General features: G+C 35.7%; 11 protein-coding genes. 3 read left to right on the plus strand and 8 right to left on the minus strand.

What is annotated here, in order from left to right; translation table 11 throughout:
* The first annotated feature begins 180 nt into the window (after positions 1–180).
* Complete coding sequence (gene queC, locus NMG88_RS02385) at positions 181–867, plus strand: 7-cyano-7-deazaguanine synthase QueC (protein ID WP_042151502.1); 687 nt, start codon at positions 181–183, stop codon at positions 865–867.
* 150 nt (positions 868–1017) lie between these two features.
* Here queC and NMG88_RS02390 read toward each other — a convergent pair whose 3' ends face one another.
* Both NMG88_RS02390 and NMG88_RS02395 read right to left on the minus strand, forming a co-directional pair.
* Positions 1018–1950 (minus strand): isoaspartyl peptidase/L-asparaginase, encoded by a 933-nt coding sequence (locus NMG88_RS02390; protein ID WP_042151504.1) that lies wholly within the window; start codon positions 1948–1950, stop codon positions 1018–1020.
* Positions 1951–1974: 24 nt separating this feature from the next.
* Entirely contained in the window at positions 1975–2121 is a 147-nt protein-coding gene (locus NMG88_RS02395; protein ID WP_071782553.1) for a DUF2256 domain-containing protein, read from the minus strand.
* 47 nt (positions 2122–2168) lie between these two features.
* Between NMG88_RS02395 and NMG88_RS02400 the strand changes: the two genes are divergently transcribed.
* Together NMG88_RS02400 and NMG88_RS02405 are read left to right on the plus strand one after the other, a co-directional pair.
* The gene (locus NMG88_RS02400; RefSeq protein ID WP_042151507.1) at positions 2169–2933 is read left to right on the plus strand and encodes an RNA methyltransferase; all 765 of its coding nucleotides are present in this window, start codon (positions 2169–2171) and stop codon (positions 2931–2933) included.
* A 218-nt stretch (positions 2934–3151) separates the two neighbouring features.
* Positions 3152–4639 carry a serine hydrolase gene (locus tag NMG88_RS02405; RefSeq protein WP_254035076.1) on the plus strand — a complete coding sequence of 496 codons (1488 nt, stop codon included), beginning with the start codon at positions 3152–3154 and terminating at the stop codon, positions 4637–4639.
* 213 nt (positions 4640–4852) lie between these two features.
* On the opposite strand, the gene NMG88_RS02410 is transcribed toward NMG88_RS02405, so the two are convergent.
* The 6 genes from NMG88_RS02410 to NMG88_RS02435 all read right to left on the minus strand — a co-directional run bounded on the left by NMG88_RS02410 (position 4853) and on the right by NMG88_RS02435 (position 14812).
* A complete protein-coding gene (locus tag NMG88_RS02410) occupies positions 4853–5428 on the minus strand; it encodes a Uma2 family endonuclease (RefSeq protein WP_254035077.1) in 576 nt (191 codons plus the stop codon).
* Positions 5429–5521: 93 nt separating this feature from the next.
* Positions 5522–6976: a BREX system Lon protease-like protein BrxL gene (gene brxL / locus NMG88_RS02415; RefSeq protein WP_254035078.1), complete on the minus strand. Its 1455-nt coding sequence runs from the start codon at positions 6974–6976 to the stop codon at positions 5522–5524.
* Positions 6963–9182, minus strand: a complete 2220-nt coding sequence (locus NMG88_RS02420) for a PglZ domain-containing protein (RefSeq protein WP_227382111.1) — start codon at positions 9180–9182, stop codon at positions 6963–6965. The genes brxL and NMG88_RS02420 overlap by 14 nt, the downstream gene beginning before the upstream one ends.
* Positions 9175–13491: a coiled-coil domain-containing protein gene (locus NMG88_RS02425; protein ID WP_254035079.1), complete on the minus strand. Its 4317-nt coding sequence runs from the start codon at positions 13489–13491 to the stop codon at positions 9175–9177. The genes NMG88_RS02420 and NMG88_RS02425 overlap by 8 nt, the downstream gene beginning before the upstream one ends.
* A 54-nt stretch (positions 13492–13545) precedes the next feature.
* Positions 13546–13995 (minus strand): hypothetical protein, encoded by a 450-nt coding sequence (locus NMG88_RS02430; RefSeq protein ID WP_235750933.1) that lies wholly within the window; start codon positions 13993–13995, stop codon positions 13546–13548.
* Entirely contained in the window at positions 13982–14812 is an 831-nt protein-coding gene (locus NMG88_RS02435) for a DUF4007 family protein (RefSeq protein WP_235750934.1), read from the minus strand. The genes NMG88_RS02430 and NMG88_RS02435 overlap by 14 nt, the downstream gene beginning before the upstream one ends.
* Positions 14813–15056 lie beyond the last annotated feature (244 nt).

A 15056-nucleotide genomic window follows, 5' to 3' on the forward strand; every position in this document is an offset into this window, starting at 1 on the left:
CTTAAACAGGATAAAAGCTGAGTTTTGAAATCTTTTTTTAGACAGCCTAAATTTTCCGATAAAATACGGTTTCTTAATTGTAAAAATTGTTACTTGCGGAGGGGATAGTAATATGGTATGAATTTTTGCTAAAATTAACCCAGATATAATCAACACTAAGAAAAAGGATAAATAATTAAAGTGAAAGCAGTTATTTTATTGTCCGGTGGCTTAGATTCTTCGACGGTTTTATACCAAGCAAAAGCAGATGGTTGTGAATGTTATGCCATTTCTTTTGATTATCAACAGCGACACAGTAAGGAACTCGAATCAGCGCGAAAAATTGCCGAATTTGCCGGAGTTGTCGAACATCAAGTCGTAACTTTTGATTTGAGTCTATGGGGGGGGTCTGCCTTAACCGATAATCGCCTCGATTTACCCCAGGATAGATCTACAGAAATAATGGCTGGAAGTATTCCAATTACTTATGTTCCGGCTCGGAATACTATCTTTTTAAGTTTTGCTTTAGCCTATGCAGAAGCGATCGCCGCCCGGAAAGTTTATATTGGTGTTAATGCGTTAGATTATTCGGGTTATCCCGATTGTCGTCCCGATTATATTCAAGCCATAGAAGAAGTCTTTAGATTAGGAACAAAACAAGGTCGAGAAGGTGATCCGATTACGATTGAATCTCCACTGATTCATTTAGCAAAAACAGAAATTATCAAATTAGGAAATCGCTTAGGGGTTCCCTGGGAATTTACTTGGTCTTGTTATGCCGGAGAGGAAAAAGCCTGTGGTGTTTGTGATTCCTGTCGTTTACGATTAGCCGCCTTTGCTGAACTAGAATTAATAGATCCGATTGCTTATATAGCAGGGAATAGGTAATGGGTAATAGGTAATTACGAATTACGACTGATATCAAATAACGAGAAGTATTACTCCTGTTCCCTCCCCCCCTAGCCCCCCGTGCACGGGGGGCTAGGGGGGGCTGTTCCGGTGTTCCCTGCTATACTTTCTTCCTTATGGTTGGTGCAGTTAAATGTGATCTGAAAAGACCTGAGTTCCTTTATCAGCTTCTAAACTATCTCCTTTATTTTGGCCGTCGTGGAAGGCGCAAAGAATCACATCACAGGTTTTTCCCCAGGCGAGTGCCCCAGTTCGATCAATTCCAATTGCTCCAAAATCCCGTTGATGTTCGTGGGCTTCGGTGAAGGATTTTTTAAAGGCGGTCTGTAAAGACTGACCATCGGTGACTCGGATCACAATTTTAGCCGCCAAACACTCATCGAGAATATCTTCCCCAATGCCCGTACAACTGACTCCAGCTTGATCTGTAGCATAATTTCCGGCTGGTGTGGCGGAGTCACTCACCCGGCCAATGCGCTCAAATCCCTTACCCCCAGTGGATGTCCCTGCGACTAATTGACCCTTTTGATCTAAGGCCACAACCCCGATGGTTCCGGTGCCTGCGGGTTCAGAAACCACATTCGCCATGCTGCGTCTAAAATTGTCCTTACGGTCTTCGAGCCATTCCTGTAAACGTTGGTCGGTGAGGGGATTATATGGGGGTAATTGCAGTTCCCGGGCTAATTCGGCGGCCCCATAATCGGATAAAACGTGATCGGAGGCGTCTTGTAAAACCACAGCTAAATCTATAGGATTTTTCACCCGTGAAACGTTAATCACTCCACTAAAACGCTGTAAAGTTCCATCCATTAAGGCGGCACTCATGCGGATTTGGCCATCGGATTGCAGTACCGAACCTGTACCCGCATTAAACCGAGGATCGTTTTCTAGGAGTTGACAGCCAAGCACTACGGCTTCTTTAGCGCTCGCTCCCCGGAGGAGTAGGGGGTAAACTTGATCAATGACTCGATAAAGGGATTTGCGTACAGTTTCTAATCCTCCTTTGCTTTGGAGAGAACTACCAGCACCGCCATGAATAATTAGTTTGGGTTGAACGGCCATGAATGTATTGATAAGGGATAATTTTTAAGCAGAACGGCGACGACGACAACGTTCGGAACAATATTTGACTTCTTCCCAACAGTCGGCCCATTTTTTTCGCCAGGTGAAGGGGCGATCGCAAACGGGACAAGTCTTCGTCGGTAAGTCGGACTTAGATCGCTGGCGTGCCATGCTAAGTTATTGAAGTCGCTTTAATCAGGGATGATTATATCATTTCCATGTCACAGACCTTACCCTATACCCCCTTAACGCCGATTCGGATTGTGTTAGTGGAACCCGCAGGGCCTTTAAATGTGGGTTCTGTTGCCCGGGTGATGAAAAATATGGGGCTTGGGCAGTTGGTGTTAGTTAATCCTCAATGCGATCCCCTGGGGGATGAAGCGAAACGAATGGCGGTTCATGCTGGGGATATTTTAGCAGGGGCGATCACGGTTTCCTCGTTACCAGAGGCTTTAATTGGATGTCAACGGGCGATCGCCACTACCGCCAGATCCCGATCAGGTGCTTTACCTACGGATTTAGAAGATCCCAGAACGGTTTTACCTTGGTTATTAAACTGTCCCTCTGCTTTGATTTTTGGGCCAGAAGATCGGGGTTTAAATAATGATGAATTGAGTTATGCTCAAAGGTTTCTCCGAATTCGGTCTAGTTCTGTTTATCCGTCTTTAAATTTGGCTCAGTCGGTGGGGGTGTGTTGTTATGAATTACGATATTGTGTGTTAGAACCTCAAGAGAGGGTAAGCAACTCTATAGAAATTCCTCCGGCTTCTACGGTTCCCTTGGAGGTGTTAGAGGGTTATTATCAACAGTTGGAAGCAATTTTACTCAAGATTGGATATGTCTATCCCCATACCGCCAGTAGTCGAATGAAAAAGTTTCGGCGTCTGTATAATCGAGCTAATTTAACCTCTGAAGAAGTGGCGATGTTACGCGGTATCCTGAGTCAAGTAGAATGGGCATTATCAGTAATCAGTCATCAGTAATCAGTTATCAGTTCAGAAGTGAACAGTCAAGAAGTGATCAGTCGTGGGGGCTGAGTCTCCTTGTCGTTACCAGTAATCAGTAATGAGTTTAGAAGTGAACCAATTTACCCTTAACTCCTAACTGTTAACTCTTACACTGATAACTGTTAACTGGTGACTGATGACTGATGACTGATGACTGATAACTGAAAAGTAAAATTCTAGTTAGGTGTTTAGGTGTGGCTCAACGATCTCCTCGTCAGTCGTTATTCTCGATCTTTTCCTTTAATAAGTCTGGCTCTAACTCCTCTGAGCCAAAATCTCGCAATGGAAAAGCGTCTCAACCGCAACCGAGGCGTCGATCTCGTCATGATCCGGTAAAAACGGCTCCCCGTCGCTCTCCGTCAACAGAACCACGACAGAATAATGATTTAGGCCGTTCGGAGTCTTTTGAGCCTCTACTTTCTCAACTGCGACAAAAACCCGTTCCGCCTAAATCTCGTAAACGCCGCCCGACCCCAGGTAAACGCCCCCCTAATGCGGCTACTGGTGCTTCTGTTTTGCCCTTTCGTAAGCCTGCTGATCCTTATCCCCGTCGCAGACCGGAGGGGGACATGATTCCGGCTCCGACCTCTCCCCTCGCCCCTAGGGATAAATTAGTAAAACGGGTGAGAAAAAAACGTCGAGTCTCTCCGATAATTTATGTCGCCCGCTTGGTGATTTTAGGACTGGGAATTGGTGTGATTTCGGGGACGATTCTTTCGGTTTTAAATGCTTTGGGTCGTTCTAGTGCCGCCGCCGATCAAACTGTAAATTTAAGCCTGGAACAACAACAAAATTCTACGTCTTCTAATGCTTTAGTTTCATCCCTACAATTAACTCAAGAATCTTCGGATTTAAAAACAGCAATTCTGGGTTTAGCGAAGGATTTACCTAAGTTAAAACCTGGGGTGTTTTTAGTGGATTTAGATACGGGAAATTATGTGGATATTCAAGGGCAAGAAGCAGTTCCGGCTGCAAGTACCATTAAACTTCCTATTTTAGTCTCATTTTTCCAAGCGGTTGATGAGGGCAGGATACGTTTAGATGAAGTCTTAACCATGGAAGAAAAACACGTTGCTAAGGGGTCTGGAGAACTGCAAGATAAACCAGTCGGGAGTAAATTTACAGCCCTAGAAACAGCAGATTTAATGATTACAAATAGTGATAATACCGCTACAAATATGTTAATTGATCGCTTGGGTGGGATTGAATCCTTGAATCAACAGTTTGCTTCTTGGCAATTAAAACAAACTCAAATGCAAAATATTCTTCCTGATTTGGAAGGAACAAATAAAACCAGTGCTAGGGATTTAGTTAATTTAATGGCGGACATCAATCGAGGAAAGTTAGTTTCTTTGAAATCCCGCGATTTTATGTTAAGAATTATGCAGCAAACTCGCAATCGTTCTTTGTTACCTCGTGGTTTAGGAGATGGGGCGTTTATTGCTCATAAAACGGGAAATATTGACTCGGTTTCTGGGGATGTTGGTTTAATTGATATGCCTAATGGTAAACGCTATTTAGTTGGGGTTTTAGTGCAACGAGAAGCAGATGATCCCCAAGCTAATGAACTAATTCGTAAAATTTCTTCTACTATTTATCAATATTTTGATACTGCTACTGACCCTAAACCAAATCCCGATTTGCCAACTACTCCCGATCAGGTTCAAGATAATCAACAATAACTTATTCTGGGGTGTGTTATAGCAGGGAACACCGGAACACCGGAACAGCCCCCCCAAACCTTCCGTGCACGGGGAGCTAGGGGGGAAACACTTCACCGTATGGGTTCAAAGATCCGTCTGGTGTCCTAACTGCCTTGGCGGTTGCTATAGCGTAAGCACACACATCACCCAATAGTTTAAGGATAATTTTAATAGAATAAAAAACAATATTCTCTAAAAAAGAGATAAATTCAAACTAAACCCTGGTAATATCTCCTTACCGGATAATTCTGTGGGGAGATTTCTCAATTCTATGGGTTTTTCAATGGGATAAATTTCTACCTGTTGCTGTTGAGGATTAATCAACCAACCTAATTTTACACCTGCATCTAAATATTCTAACATTTTCCGCCGCAGGGGTTCTAATTCATCCGTTGCTGACCTTAATTCGATCACAAAATCTGGCGCAATGGGGGGGAATTTCCGGCGTTGTTCGGGGGTGAGATTTTCCCAACGTTCTTTTTTAATCCAAGCAACATCAGGAGAACGATCTCCACCATTAGGAAGTTTAAAAATGGTTGAGGAACTAAAAGTATAACCCAGTTTTGTTTGACGATTCCAGATCACTAAATCAGCAATGAGATTTGCTTCTCGATTTCCACTTTCTCCCCCAACTGGAGACATAATTGTTAATTCTCCTTGAGTATTTCTTTCAAATTTTAATTCTCGGTTATTCTGACAGAGTTGATAGAACTGTTCATCACTAAGTTGAACCCGATCTAGGTTTAATATCACAGGACTAATAACCATATTGTTAGTCTCACCAATGCGATCGCTATTAATTATTATTATATCGTCTAATTCCAAACTGGGTGTTAAAAATTAATCAAGATACATTAAACATTATTTAACATCCACATAAATATCTTTTTCGTATTGCTTAAATTCATCATCAAGGTTATATAGTAAATTGCGGATATGTTGTCGAAGTTCTTTGGCGGGTTCTAAACAATCTCTTTGATAATCTTGTAAGGTTAATTCCAGATTAGGATAAAGTAATTTTAAAAATCCTGATGCTGTTTTGAGAATTGCTTGTTGATCTCGGATCATGATATTATCACCAAATTGAGTATGTTGTTGAGCATATTGGTTAAAACGATTATCTTTTCTTAAAGATAATAATACTTCCCCAAAAAAATCCATTTTAAACCCGATTTGATCAGCAATCATATCGCTTTGAAATTTAGGAATTTCCCACCCTGGTAAAATCCCAGCAAAACGATCTAAAAGTGCTGTTTCTGAGAAGAACTTAGGCAAATTTGCCATTAAGTTATATTCATTTTTAGGACAGAGATATTCATTTAGTTCAATATTTCCTAATAATACTAAAGAACAATCACTAGCAATATCAGCAAATCCTGAACGATTATAACGTCCATTAGCAAGATAGGTTTTTAACGGCCCAATAATTTCATCGGGATTGTCAAAGGTTAAACTTTGAACTTCATCTAAAACCACGACATCATAACGTCCTAATAAGCCCACTTCTTTCGTTCTTCCATTAATAAATAGTTGAGAAGGGGTTACTTTTCCCCCACTAATCACAGAAACTTTATTATTAATATTTTCATAAACAAAGCTTTTTCCTGTTCCTTTTGGGGCTAGTTCAATTAAATGATAATTAGATTCTACTAAAGGTAATAAACGAGTTAAAATCCAAGTTTTTACTCGATGATTATAGCTGGGATGTTCGAGATTAAAACCCATGGAACAAAACATTAAATCTTGCCATTGTTCTGTGGTAAAGTTTGAGCGACATTCAGCATAAGTAGTGAGGTTAACTTCAGAACATTGGAAGGGATCAAAATCAATCACGCAGACCTTAAATTTATCATCCGTAGTATTTTTATATCTTAAAGTTATTTTACCCCATACTCCCTGTCTCAATAACATTTGATAACGTTCTACGATATCGGTAGAAATTTCACAATCGGATAAATTTAAAACGGGAATATTAGCTAAAGGTTCAGGAATTTGTTTAGCGTTTGGTTCTAATTTTATTCTAACTTGAAGTAAAGCAATTAATTTATGTATTTCTCCTTGAGTTAGTTTAAATTTAATAACTTCTTGATCATCTTTTCGGGGAAAAGCATTTTTCACAAAAGTATTAATTTTTTCTAGTTCGGAGTCATTTAAAGTACCAGTTCCAGGGACAATTTTATCCAATAACCATTCAGCGACAAAACTAGGAATACCTAAAGTAGTTAATCTACTAGAGGGTAAACGTTTTTTATCTATACTCAGGGTTGTAAAAACTTGAGTAACTAGCTCATTGTTATAATTATTAGAAAAAGTCATCTAAACCTCCTTGAATACCGCTACTAAATATTTGTTTGATAATAATATATGATTGTGGATCAAGGTTTGATTGACTCGAATCAGTATTGGAAAAGCTAAAAGTTAATTGACCTGATAATTCAATCTTGTTTTCATTTTTATCGGGTGCTAAATCTGGATATTCACTAATAGATATTTTCTGAGTAACTTGATCATTTGGTTTAATGGTGATATCTAACATTTTTCCTGTTTTAAAATCATTTAATTGATTAATATATAAACAAAGATTAGTCAAGGATACTGGATTATGATTATGAATCGTAATCGTCAATTCTCCTGGTCGTTTTGCTTTCCCTTCTCCGCTACAAGTTACTATCACTGGATAACGTTGTAAAGATTGACTTAAAACTGAAAATCCAACAACAACTTCTTCGGGAAATAGTCCACCATGAGAACCAATAATTTGCTTGTCTTTTGTATAATTAAACGCGCTAATACAGTCGGAATTTCTGACAATACTAATATCGTGAGGAAGTCCAAAACGTCTAGCGTCAAGAAAAACAAAACGAGAATCATCTGTTTTCCCGATCGCCATTCTACCTTTTGATTCTAATTCTTCTGGACAATTAGATAATTTTTGCACATCTCCCATGATTTGGCCATGATCACTAGAGATAACAACTTTTAATTTTTTAGAATTAGGACAGTGATCTAAAAAATGTTGAATATTTCTAGCAATTCCTTCTAAACGACTGATTCTTTCTACTTGATATAAAGTTTTCCAATCTTTTTCTTGATGATAAAGTTCATCTAATTGATCTGTATCCCAACAATAAATCTGATATTTATTCTCTTTTAAGTCTTGGATTAATTCATGTTTATTCTGATCGGTATAACGGTTTCCTGATTTTACCATAGAAAAACCTGATTTTGCGTTAGGTTTCCAAGATGGATGTTGTGGTAAAAGTTGAGAATAAATACTCCATTTTGCATATTCAGTTTTGGTAGGAAGGATACTAAAGCGCGGGGTAATATCTGTTTCCAGTAATAGTTGATTATTTTGGGTCAAAATTGTAACTAATTCTTGATGATCTAACCATCCCAAACCATCAACAACTACCCAAATCACAATACTTTCCTGTGCTAATTTTAGCAATTGAGAAGTCCCATTATAATTTAAAAATGACTTGTCAACATTATCTATTTTTAATTCTGGGTAATTTTTAAGCATCCAGTTAACAAAATTATCTGCTAATTGTTGACTAATTTGTTCTTCCTTGGGAGTATGATTAATTGTTGTTTCCCAACGTCTAAAGGGTAAATAAGATTCTGTCACCCATTCTAAAGCATCTTGAGGACTCGCATCAATAGACAAGAGTAAAGGTTGAATAGGCGGTAATTGTTGCTGTAGTTGGGATGTTTTTTGATTTCCTAAATAGAAACTAATTTTATTAATTCTTTCTGGAGTGTTCCAAATTGGTTTATTCGATAAAATATCATAGGCGATAGAAGCTATTATCTCATTACCAGTTTGTTGATGTAATATTAACTCATCTAAGATTTCAGCTTCTGTTTGATAAATTTTTTGTCGCCAAAAATCACTAAATTCTTTCAAATAAACATCAGGAATATTTAAGTGGTATTTCCCTAATATATTAATAATATCAAGATCCGAACCTAAACCCAACCAATTTATTAAAATTTGATGCTTATTTTCGCTTTGATAATAACTAATTAAATTATCATTGTCATGGTTTTGACTAATTTTATGTTTCCAAACATTTTCAAATATTTGATGAACTTGGGGAACTTCAATACATAACCATTGTGCTAAATGTTCTACTGATAGCTTATCTATTAACCAAAAATTGTCTTCCGTATTCGTTACACCAGCTAATAAAGATTCAATAGGATGATTTGAAGCATAACTATCAAGCTGAGTAATCATTGTAAAAATATGTTGGTCATCCCAATTATTAGGGATAGAGAAAGGCGCAAAAATAGCTTCCAATTTTGGACGGGGGTGTTGTTTTATCTCAATAATTAAATCATCTTTATTCCATACTCTTAACCATTCTTTTGTCCAATCACAGAGTCTTTTCCCTTTAATCCAATAAGCAGAAGATTCAAGCGGAAAAGATTGTAACCACTCCACTTCGTTAGTAATAACTAGATAATCAGTTAGTGGTTGATATAATCCCGTAGGATCTAAAATAATTTTATTCATTAATTTCCTCCTCTTTAGATAAATATTCTCCTAATTTAGCATATAAAATTTGTTGTCTTTCAGGAGGAAGTTGTATAAATAAATCGATAATTTTCTCCTCTTGACTTTCATTTTTTCGGTCTATAGATTTAGTTTTAAGGACTTCTAATAACTGTTGATACTCGGAATAATCATCAGAGTCTTTAAAAATCAAGTCTAATTTAGCTAAGTCGGTTTGAAGCTGACTTAACTGTTGATCTGTTTCTATTTTATCAACTTGCTCTTTTAAGTTTTCAAATTGTTGTTGAAAATCTAAAACTTGATTATTAAGAGCATTAATTAATTGTTCGATTTCCGTATTAAATCTTTCAGGATAATTAAGCTGAGAGCGTAAATTAGTTATTTTTTCAATTCCTTGTTGACATAAATTGATAGTATTTAAAAATTTAGGATTATTTTGGCGTAACTGTTGCATAATTTCACTGTCTTGCTGTTGCTTTCTTGCTTGAGTTTCTTCCTCATTTGAGATTTCTAAAATAATCGGGTTTAATTGTTCTAATATTTCTTTAACTTTTTGAGCAGATTCAATTTGAGTAAAACGATTTTTTTGCTCACTGACTTCTTGCGACAGTTTAAGAGCTTCATTTTTAGTTATACCTGTTAATCTTTCCGACCAAATTTCAAGAGTTGTTTCTAAATCAGTTTGTTTACTTTCAACATCTTGAATGATTGTTTGATACTGAGATTCTTGTTTAACAATTTCAAGATTATTAGTTAAGTTTTCAATTTCACTCAATGCTTGAATATAATCCTCTTGACTCGCATTTGTACTCAGAGAATTATAACGAAGGTTGATTTTTTCCAAACAGTCTTTAATTTCAGTTTGATGTTTAATTTCATCTAGTTTTCTTGTAGCAACTTGAAGGGAGTAATTTAACGTTTCTTTTAAATGGGAAGGTAGGGAAACTTGATCAATTTTCTCAATTGCTGTTTCAAGTTCTCCTTGATAATATCCATAGTCTTGTTCGGTTTTGAGAGACTCTGATTTTTCACTTAACTGATCAATCAGTTCTTGAATTTTATCGTTAATAATTATTACAGCCTCAGCTTGACGTTGATTTTGTTCCTTAGTACGATTAACAACAATACTATCTGATTTAAGGGGTGACGCGAGATTAATATTTTGGGGTTGTTGTTGAAGACCAGGATAAAGTTTTAGTAAGGTTTCCAGGTTGACATTATCGGGTAAGTTTTCTGCTTCTTCTACGGGTTTAAACCAATCATTAATTTTCTTGATTTCATCTAAAAGCTGTTTTCTTTTCAGTTTAATTTCTTCTACTTTTGCTGGATCTGGATCAGCAGAATTGATAAATTGATCAATCTCTTTGATCAGCTTTTCTGCTTGATGATAATCAATTGTTACTGGTATTTCAGGACAAGCAACAGTCTTACTCCGAATTAATCGAGGTGTTTTTCCAGGGGCTAAAATCCATTTATTAACAAAATTTTGGGCTGTTTCAAATACATTAGTTGTCGCCCAATCTTTTAGCAGTTTTTCTTGAATTAATACCTGCTCTTTAGTATTTTTAGGAATTCCAAAACTTCCGTGTAACATGACTTCACTACGATAATAAACTATCCATGCAGTAAATAGCATCGTAAATGTATATTCATTATAGCCAAAGGGAGGTTTAGATAACTCTTGCCAAATTTTATCTATATTAATAGATTTGCGTTTTTTGTCTTCTAAAGCTGTTAATTGATCTATTCTATCCCATGCTTCTCTAACATTTTTATTGGTGGGAATTTGGACTGAGTATTTTTGAGAAGTAGTTGTAAATAATTCCCAACTATTAACAAATACTTGGTTAACCAAAGTATTATAGGATTCATTTTTAGGAAATTTAGTAGGATTAAGCTCGTCTTCTAGTAATCGTTGAGCTATATAACCAATTATACTATTTCCTTTACTTTTAGGCTTTAAGGCCATTTTATCACAGCTACCCAGGGGAGGGACAAAAGGATAAAGTTGTTTTAAAAGATGACTAACAATACTCTCTGGATTTTGTTTTTGAGCAGTAGTGAGTTGATCTAATTCAAGACAATAATAAGTAGAAGAACCAATTATTGCTTTAACTTCTCTTTTGATTTTTTCTTGCAGTTGTTTTTTATATTGTTCATAAGCTGTTCCTGATTCTTGTTTTTCACTTTTTCTTTTTCTGGTAATAATATCTATTGCTAACAGGTCTTTACAGATATCTATAATGGGTTTATTGGGAATAGCAACAGCAATCTGTTTTTTGTTTTTTGCTTGGGAAAGCAAATCATTAATTTGATGGCGCAGGTCTTGTAATTCTTCAATAGTTTCCGCTAAAACGTAAGCAAAAATTCCTTTAGCCTTTAAATTTTCTAGGACTTGATGACTATTTAATACCCGTTTAAAATCAGGAATGTTATAGAATTTATATTCAAAAAACCATTCATCATTCAGTAATTTATTCTTGTTAATAAAATCTATTCCTTCTACTTTTTGAGATGGAAAATAAGTTTCAACTTCTTCTTGACAATGATTAACCGCTAAATTTACTGAGATTTCATTAAGTTTTTTACTAACTTCTTCTTCTATTTCTTGACTAATTTCTAGTAAATTGCTACCGGAATAAAAACGATAGGTATTATCTCCAGTATTAAGATAAATGACTTGTTTTTTCTGAGATAATATATCTAATGTTTCTTTAGTTTCTTTTTCCGATAAACCCGTTAATTCACTAAGAATAACATCATGTTTTTCTGATTCGGATTTGTTGAGTTTATTTTGACTCACATAAAATAAGAAAAGTCCTTTTAAAACTGCTTTCTCAGCTTCCGTAGCTGAGGAAGCAATAGTATCATAGGCTTTTTGATATTCTGAATAATGGCGAGAAAATTCTAGTTGTTCAAAAAAACCGATTAAGGAAATAGCCGGAATATAGTTTAATTTGCCATTTTTTTCAACGGGTTGAGAATTAATAAACTGTTTAACATTTTCTTTAATATATTGAATTACTGTACGTCCTTGGGTAAAATCTAAGTTACAAAGTAGGTAACTATTAAGAGGATGAAGGGGAAAACAACCAACGGTCAGATTTGTCTGAAAATCTTGTAATTTCCAGCCCCTTTCACGATAAATATTAATTCTGGTTTCATGGGCTTTTCTACTATCTCCCAAAAGAGTATTATTCCAGGTTTGAAAAAATTGTTTCCATAAATTACTATTAACTTGTTGATCTAATAATCCTTTAATTACTAACTCTAAGCTGGAAACGGGTTCATAAGTGCTTTCAGAAATTTCTAACCGAGATGCTAGTTTTTTATAATCTTCTGCTGATTGATTTGGAACTGATTTTAAAGGTCTAATTTGAGTAAAACAAACGAGCGCTATTTTACTTTTATAATTTTCACAAGCATCAGTTATGTTCTGTAAAGTAAGTCCCCCCGAATTATATGGATCTGTTGACCAGGCTTGAAGATAATTATTAAGTTCATCAAATAAAATCAAAATTCCTGAATATTTGGCATCTGCTCCAGAGCATAATTCAGTGATTAATTCTTCTAAAATTCTATCAACACTTAAATCTGTCTCAAAATCAATAGGAAATCCATCGTTTAGCTCACTGCTAATTGATTTGACTGTAGAAACAACTCGATAATCATCTTGATTTAATTCCTTAATTATACTATCTAAATCTCCGAATTTATGACCGTTATTTTCTAAATATTGATTAGCTCTTTCTTTTTGAGTGTCTGTTAGTTGGGTTAAATATTCTAGGGGTTTTTGACAAATTTGTGGTGCCAAAGAATCCGTAATCCCTTCTGTCTCTAAAGTTTGACGTAAAGCCCGCAAAAATATTTTTCTTAAATCTAATTCTGATGAACCACCATTAATACAAATAACTAAATGTTTAGGATTACGTCTTTTATAGGTTTTTAAATCTTGTACGATTCCTTGATTATGTTCTGAAGCGATTTTTATTTGATCTAATATTCCTTCAACTTCGGGACTGTCTAATAATTGTTTAAAATAGTTGGCTGCAACTAAGGCAAAATGAGATTTGCCCTTACCATAATCTTGGACAAATAAATGAATATTAGCTTGATTAACACTCTGATAACTTTTCTGAATGGCATCGAGAACACCTAATGTTGAGGATTTAGGATGACCCTGATTGTAATTAAAAACAAATCCTCGACACAACTGCAAGTTTTTATCAGCATCAGCCATCATCCCAAAGTTAACGGCGTTAGCTACAATTCCCGATTCATTAATTCTAACAATTTGATGAAGTTGCATAGTTTAAATTTCCTTTGGGTGTTTGGTTGTTGGGCTTTAGCCCTCCTATCTAAGTTAATTAGGGCGGTCACTAACAACGGATTGAAGATGTCTTTTATTCCAATTTGGCGGACTAAGTTTAGAAGGCAGTAGAATCCATAGAATACTTTGTAAATGTCTCATATATTCTAATTTGTGCCAAAATAAGCTAATAGGAGCATTTGGCTGTGTGTAAAGATAAGTAATCAAGATATCAAGGTCTGTTAGTAATATAACAGGTTTTGTGGCAGATTCACAAATTTGTTTAATTGCTTCTAATTCTTGACCTAAATTTTCATGAAGGATTAAAAATTTTTGTTCATTGTTAATCCGACTCAATAAATTATCCCGATAACTTATTCGTTGAGCATTATTTTTAAACAAAAGTTGATTTATTTCCAAATCATTCGGAGTATCCCATAATAACAAATGGGGTATATCCGTCGGTTTGGCATCTTCGAGAGATAGATGATTAATGTTTGACATAGGCTTTCTCTAATAACGTTAAAGGATTATCCCAGCGCCGGATAATTTGATAGGGTGCAACTGTTCGTCTTTGTTCAATAATTCCTAGAGCTTCCATCGCATTAAGATGTTGCTGTAATGATTCAGCTTGAATCCCTAAAACGGGTAAAATCCCCATTTTTTGGTTGATAATATCCTCGGTTAAAACTGAAGTTTCTTGATCAAAATCCCGTTGCCAAAGTTTAGCTAGAAAATAACCTATTAAATAAGAATTAGGAAGATTAGGATGTCCTGCCTCATATTTATTGGTTTTAAATTCCTTGATAAATTGACAATTAGCTAGGGCTTGTTGCTCCGTATAGGCTCTTAAAATATATTTCATTCTTTCAGGAATTACTTTTTCCGGTTCTTCAAAGATAGAAATACTATTTTTATCTAAAATATCTTTAGTAAAAGTTGGATTGTGGGGAAGAAAAGTATAAACAAAATAAGTCCATCCTCCCCAATCAGCAGGATTTTCTGGTATTTTATTTAAGCCTTGATTTCCAAAACTTAAGTAAAAGTGCATTAACCAATCAGTAATAATTGATTGTAAATCAGGATCATGTTTTAAAACTATTTTTCCTTCGGGGCTTAAATGGTTATCTTTAATTAATCCTGATCTCACTGACCAAGTTTTAATTTTGCCGACTTTAGCATTACCTAAACCCGTTTTTGCCATTAGATTTTGTAAAGTATCTTTTAACCCTTGGGTTTCTGAAGCCGCATCTAGGATTCTCTTAATTTCTTCTTTTTTAAGGGCAAAACTAGCGTTGAAATGGAGTTGTATTTTAGTCATAGTTGCTCATTTCCTTGTAATGTTATATTCTTCATTCCATTCCTCATGCGTAAAACTGACCAAGTTGGTCTTTGTTTGAATGTTTTGAATAGCAGCCATCAGGTTCACGATTAGCTTGAGTAGACGGCAAATACTCTGTTTCATCTTGTTGAATATAGCAATCCTAAATAGGTTGTAACATTTCAATACTGATATGAAACGGCCAGAAGTATTACCCCAGATCCCTCCCCCCCTAGCCCACCGT

The organism is Planktothrix agardhii (genome assembly GCF_904830935.1).
Lineage (GTDB): Bacteria > Cyanobacteriota > Cyanobacteriia > Cyanobacteriales > Microcoleaceae > Planktothrix > Planktothrix agardhii.

Bases quoted from the DNA above. Each gene is read 5' to 3' on its own strand.
- NMG88_RS02390 (WP_042151504.1), bottom strand. From the start codon at position 1,950: ATGGCCGTTCAACCCAAACTAATTATTCATGGCGGTGCTGGTAGTTCT.
- NMG88_RS02395 (WP_071782553.1), bottom strand. From the start codon at position 2,121: ATGGCACGCCAGCGATCTAAGTCCGACTTACCGACGAAGACTTGTCCC.
- NMG88_RS02430 (WP_235750933.1), bottom strand. From the start codon at position 13,995: ATGTCAAACATTAATCATCTATCTCTCGAAGATGCCAAACCGACGGAT.
- NMG88_RS02420 (WP_227382111.1), bottom strand. From the start codon at position 9,182: ATGAATAAAATTATTTTAGATCCTACGGGATTATATCAACCACTAACT.
- NMG88_RS02435 (WP_235750934.1), bottom strand. From the start codon at position 14,812: ATGACTAAAATACAACTCCATTTCAACGCTAGTTTTGCCCTTAAAAAA.
- NMG88_RS02425 (WP_254035079.1), bottom strand. From the start codon at position 13,491: ATGCAACTTCATCAAATTGTTAGAATTAATGAATCGGGAATTGTAGCT.
- NMG88_RS02400 (WP_042151507.1), top strand. From the start codon at position 2,169: ATGTCACAGACCTTACCCTATACCCCCTTAACGCCGATTCGGATTGTG.
- brxL (WP_254035078.1), bottom strand. From the start codon at position 6,976: ATGACTTTTTCTAATAATTATAACAATGAGCTAGTTACTCAAGTTTTT.
- NMG88_RS02410 (WP_254035077.1), bottom strand. From the start codon at position 5,428: ATGGTTATTAGTCCTGTGATATTAAACCTAGATCGGGTTCAACTTAGT.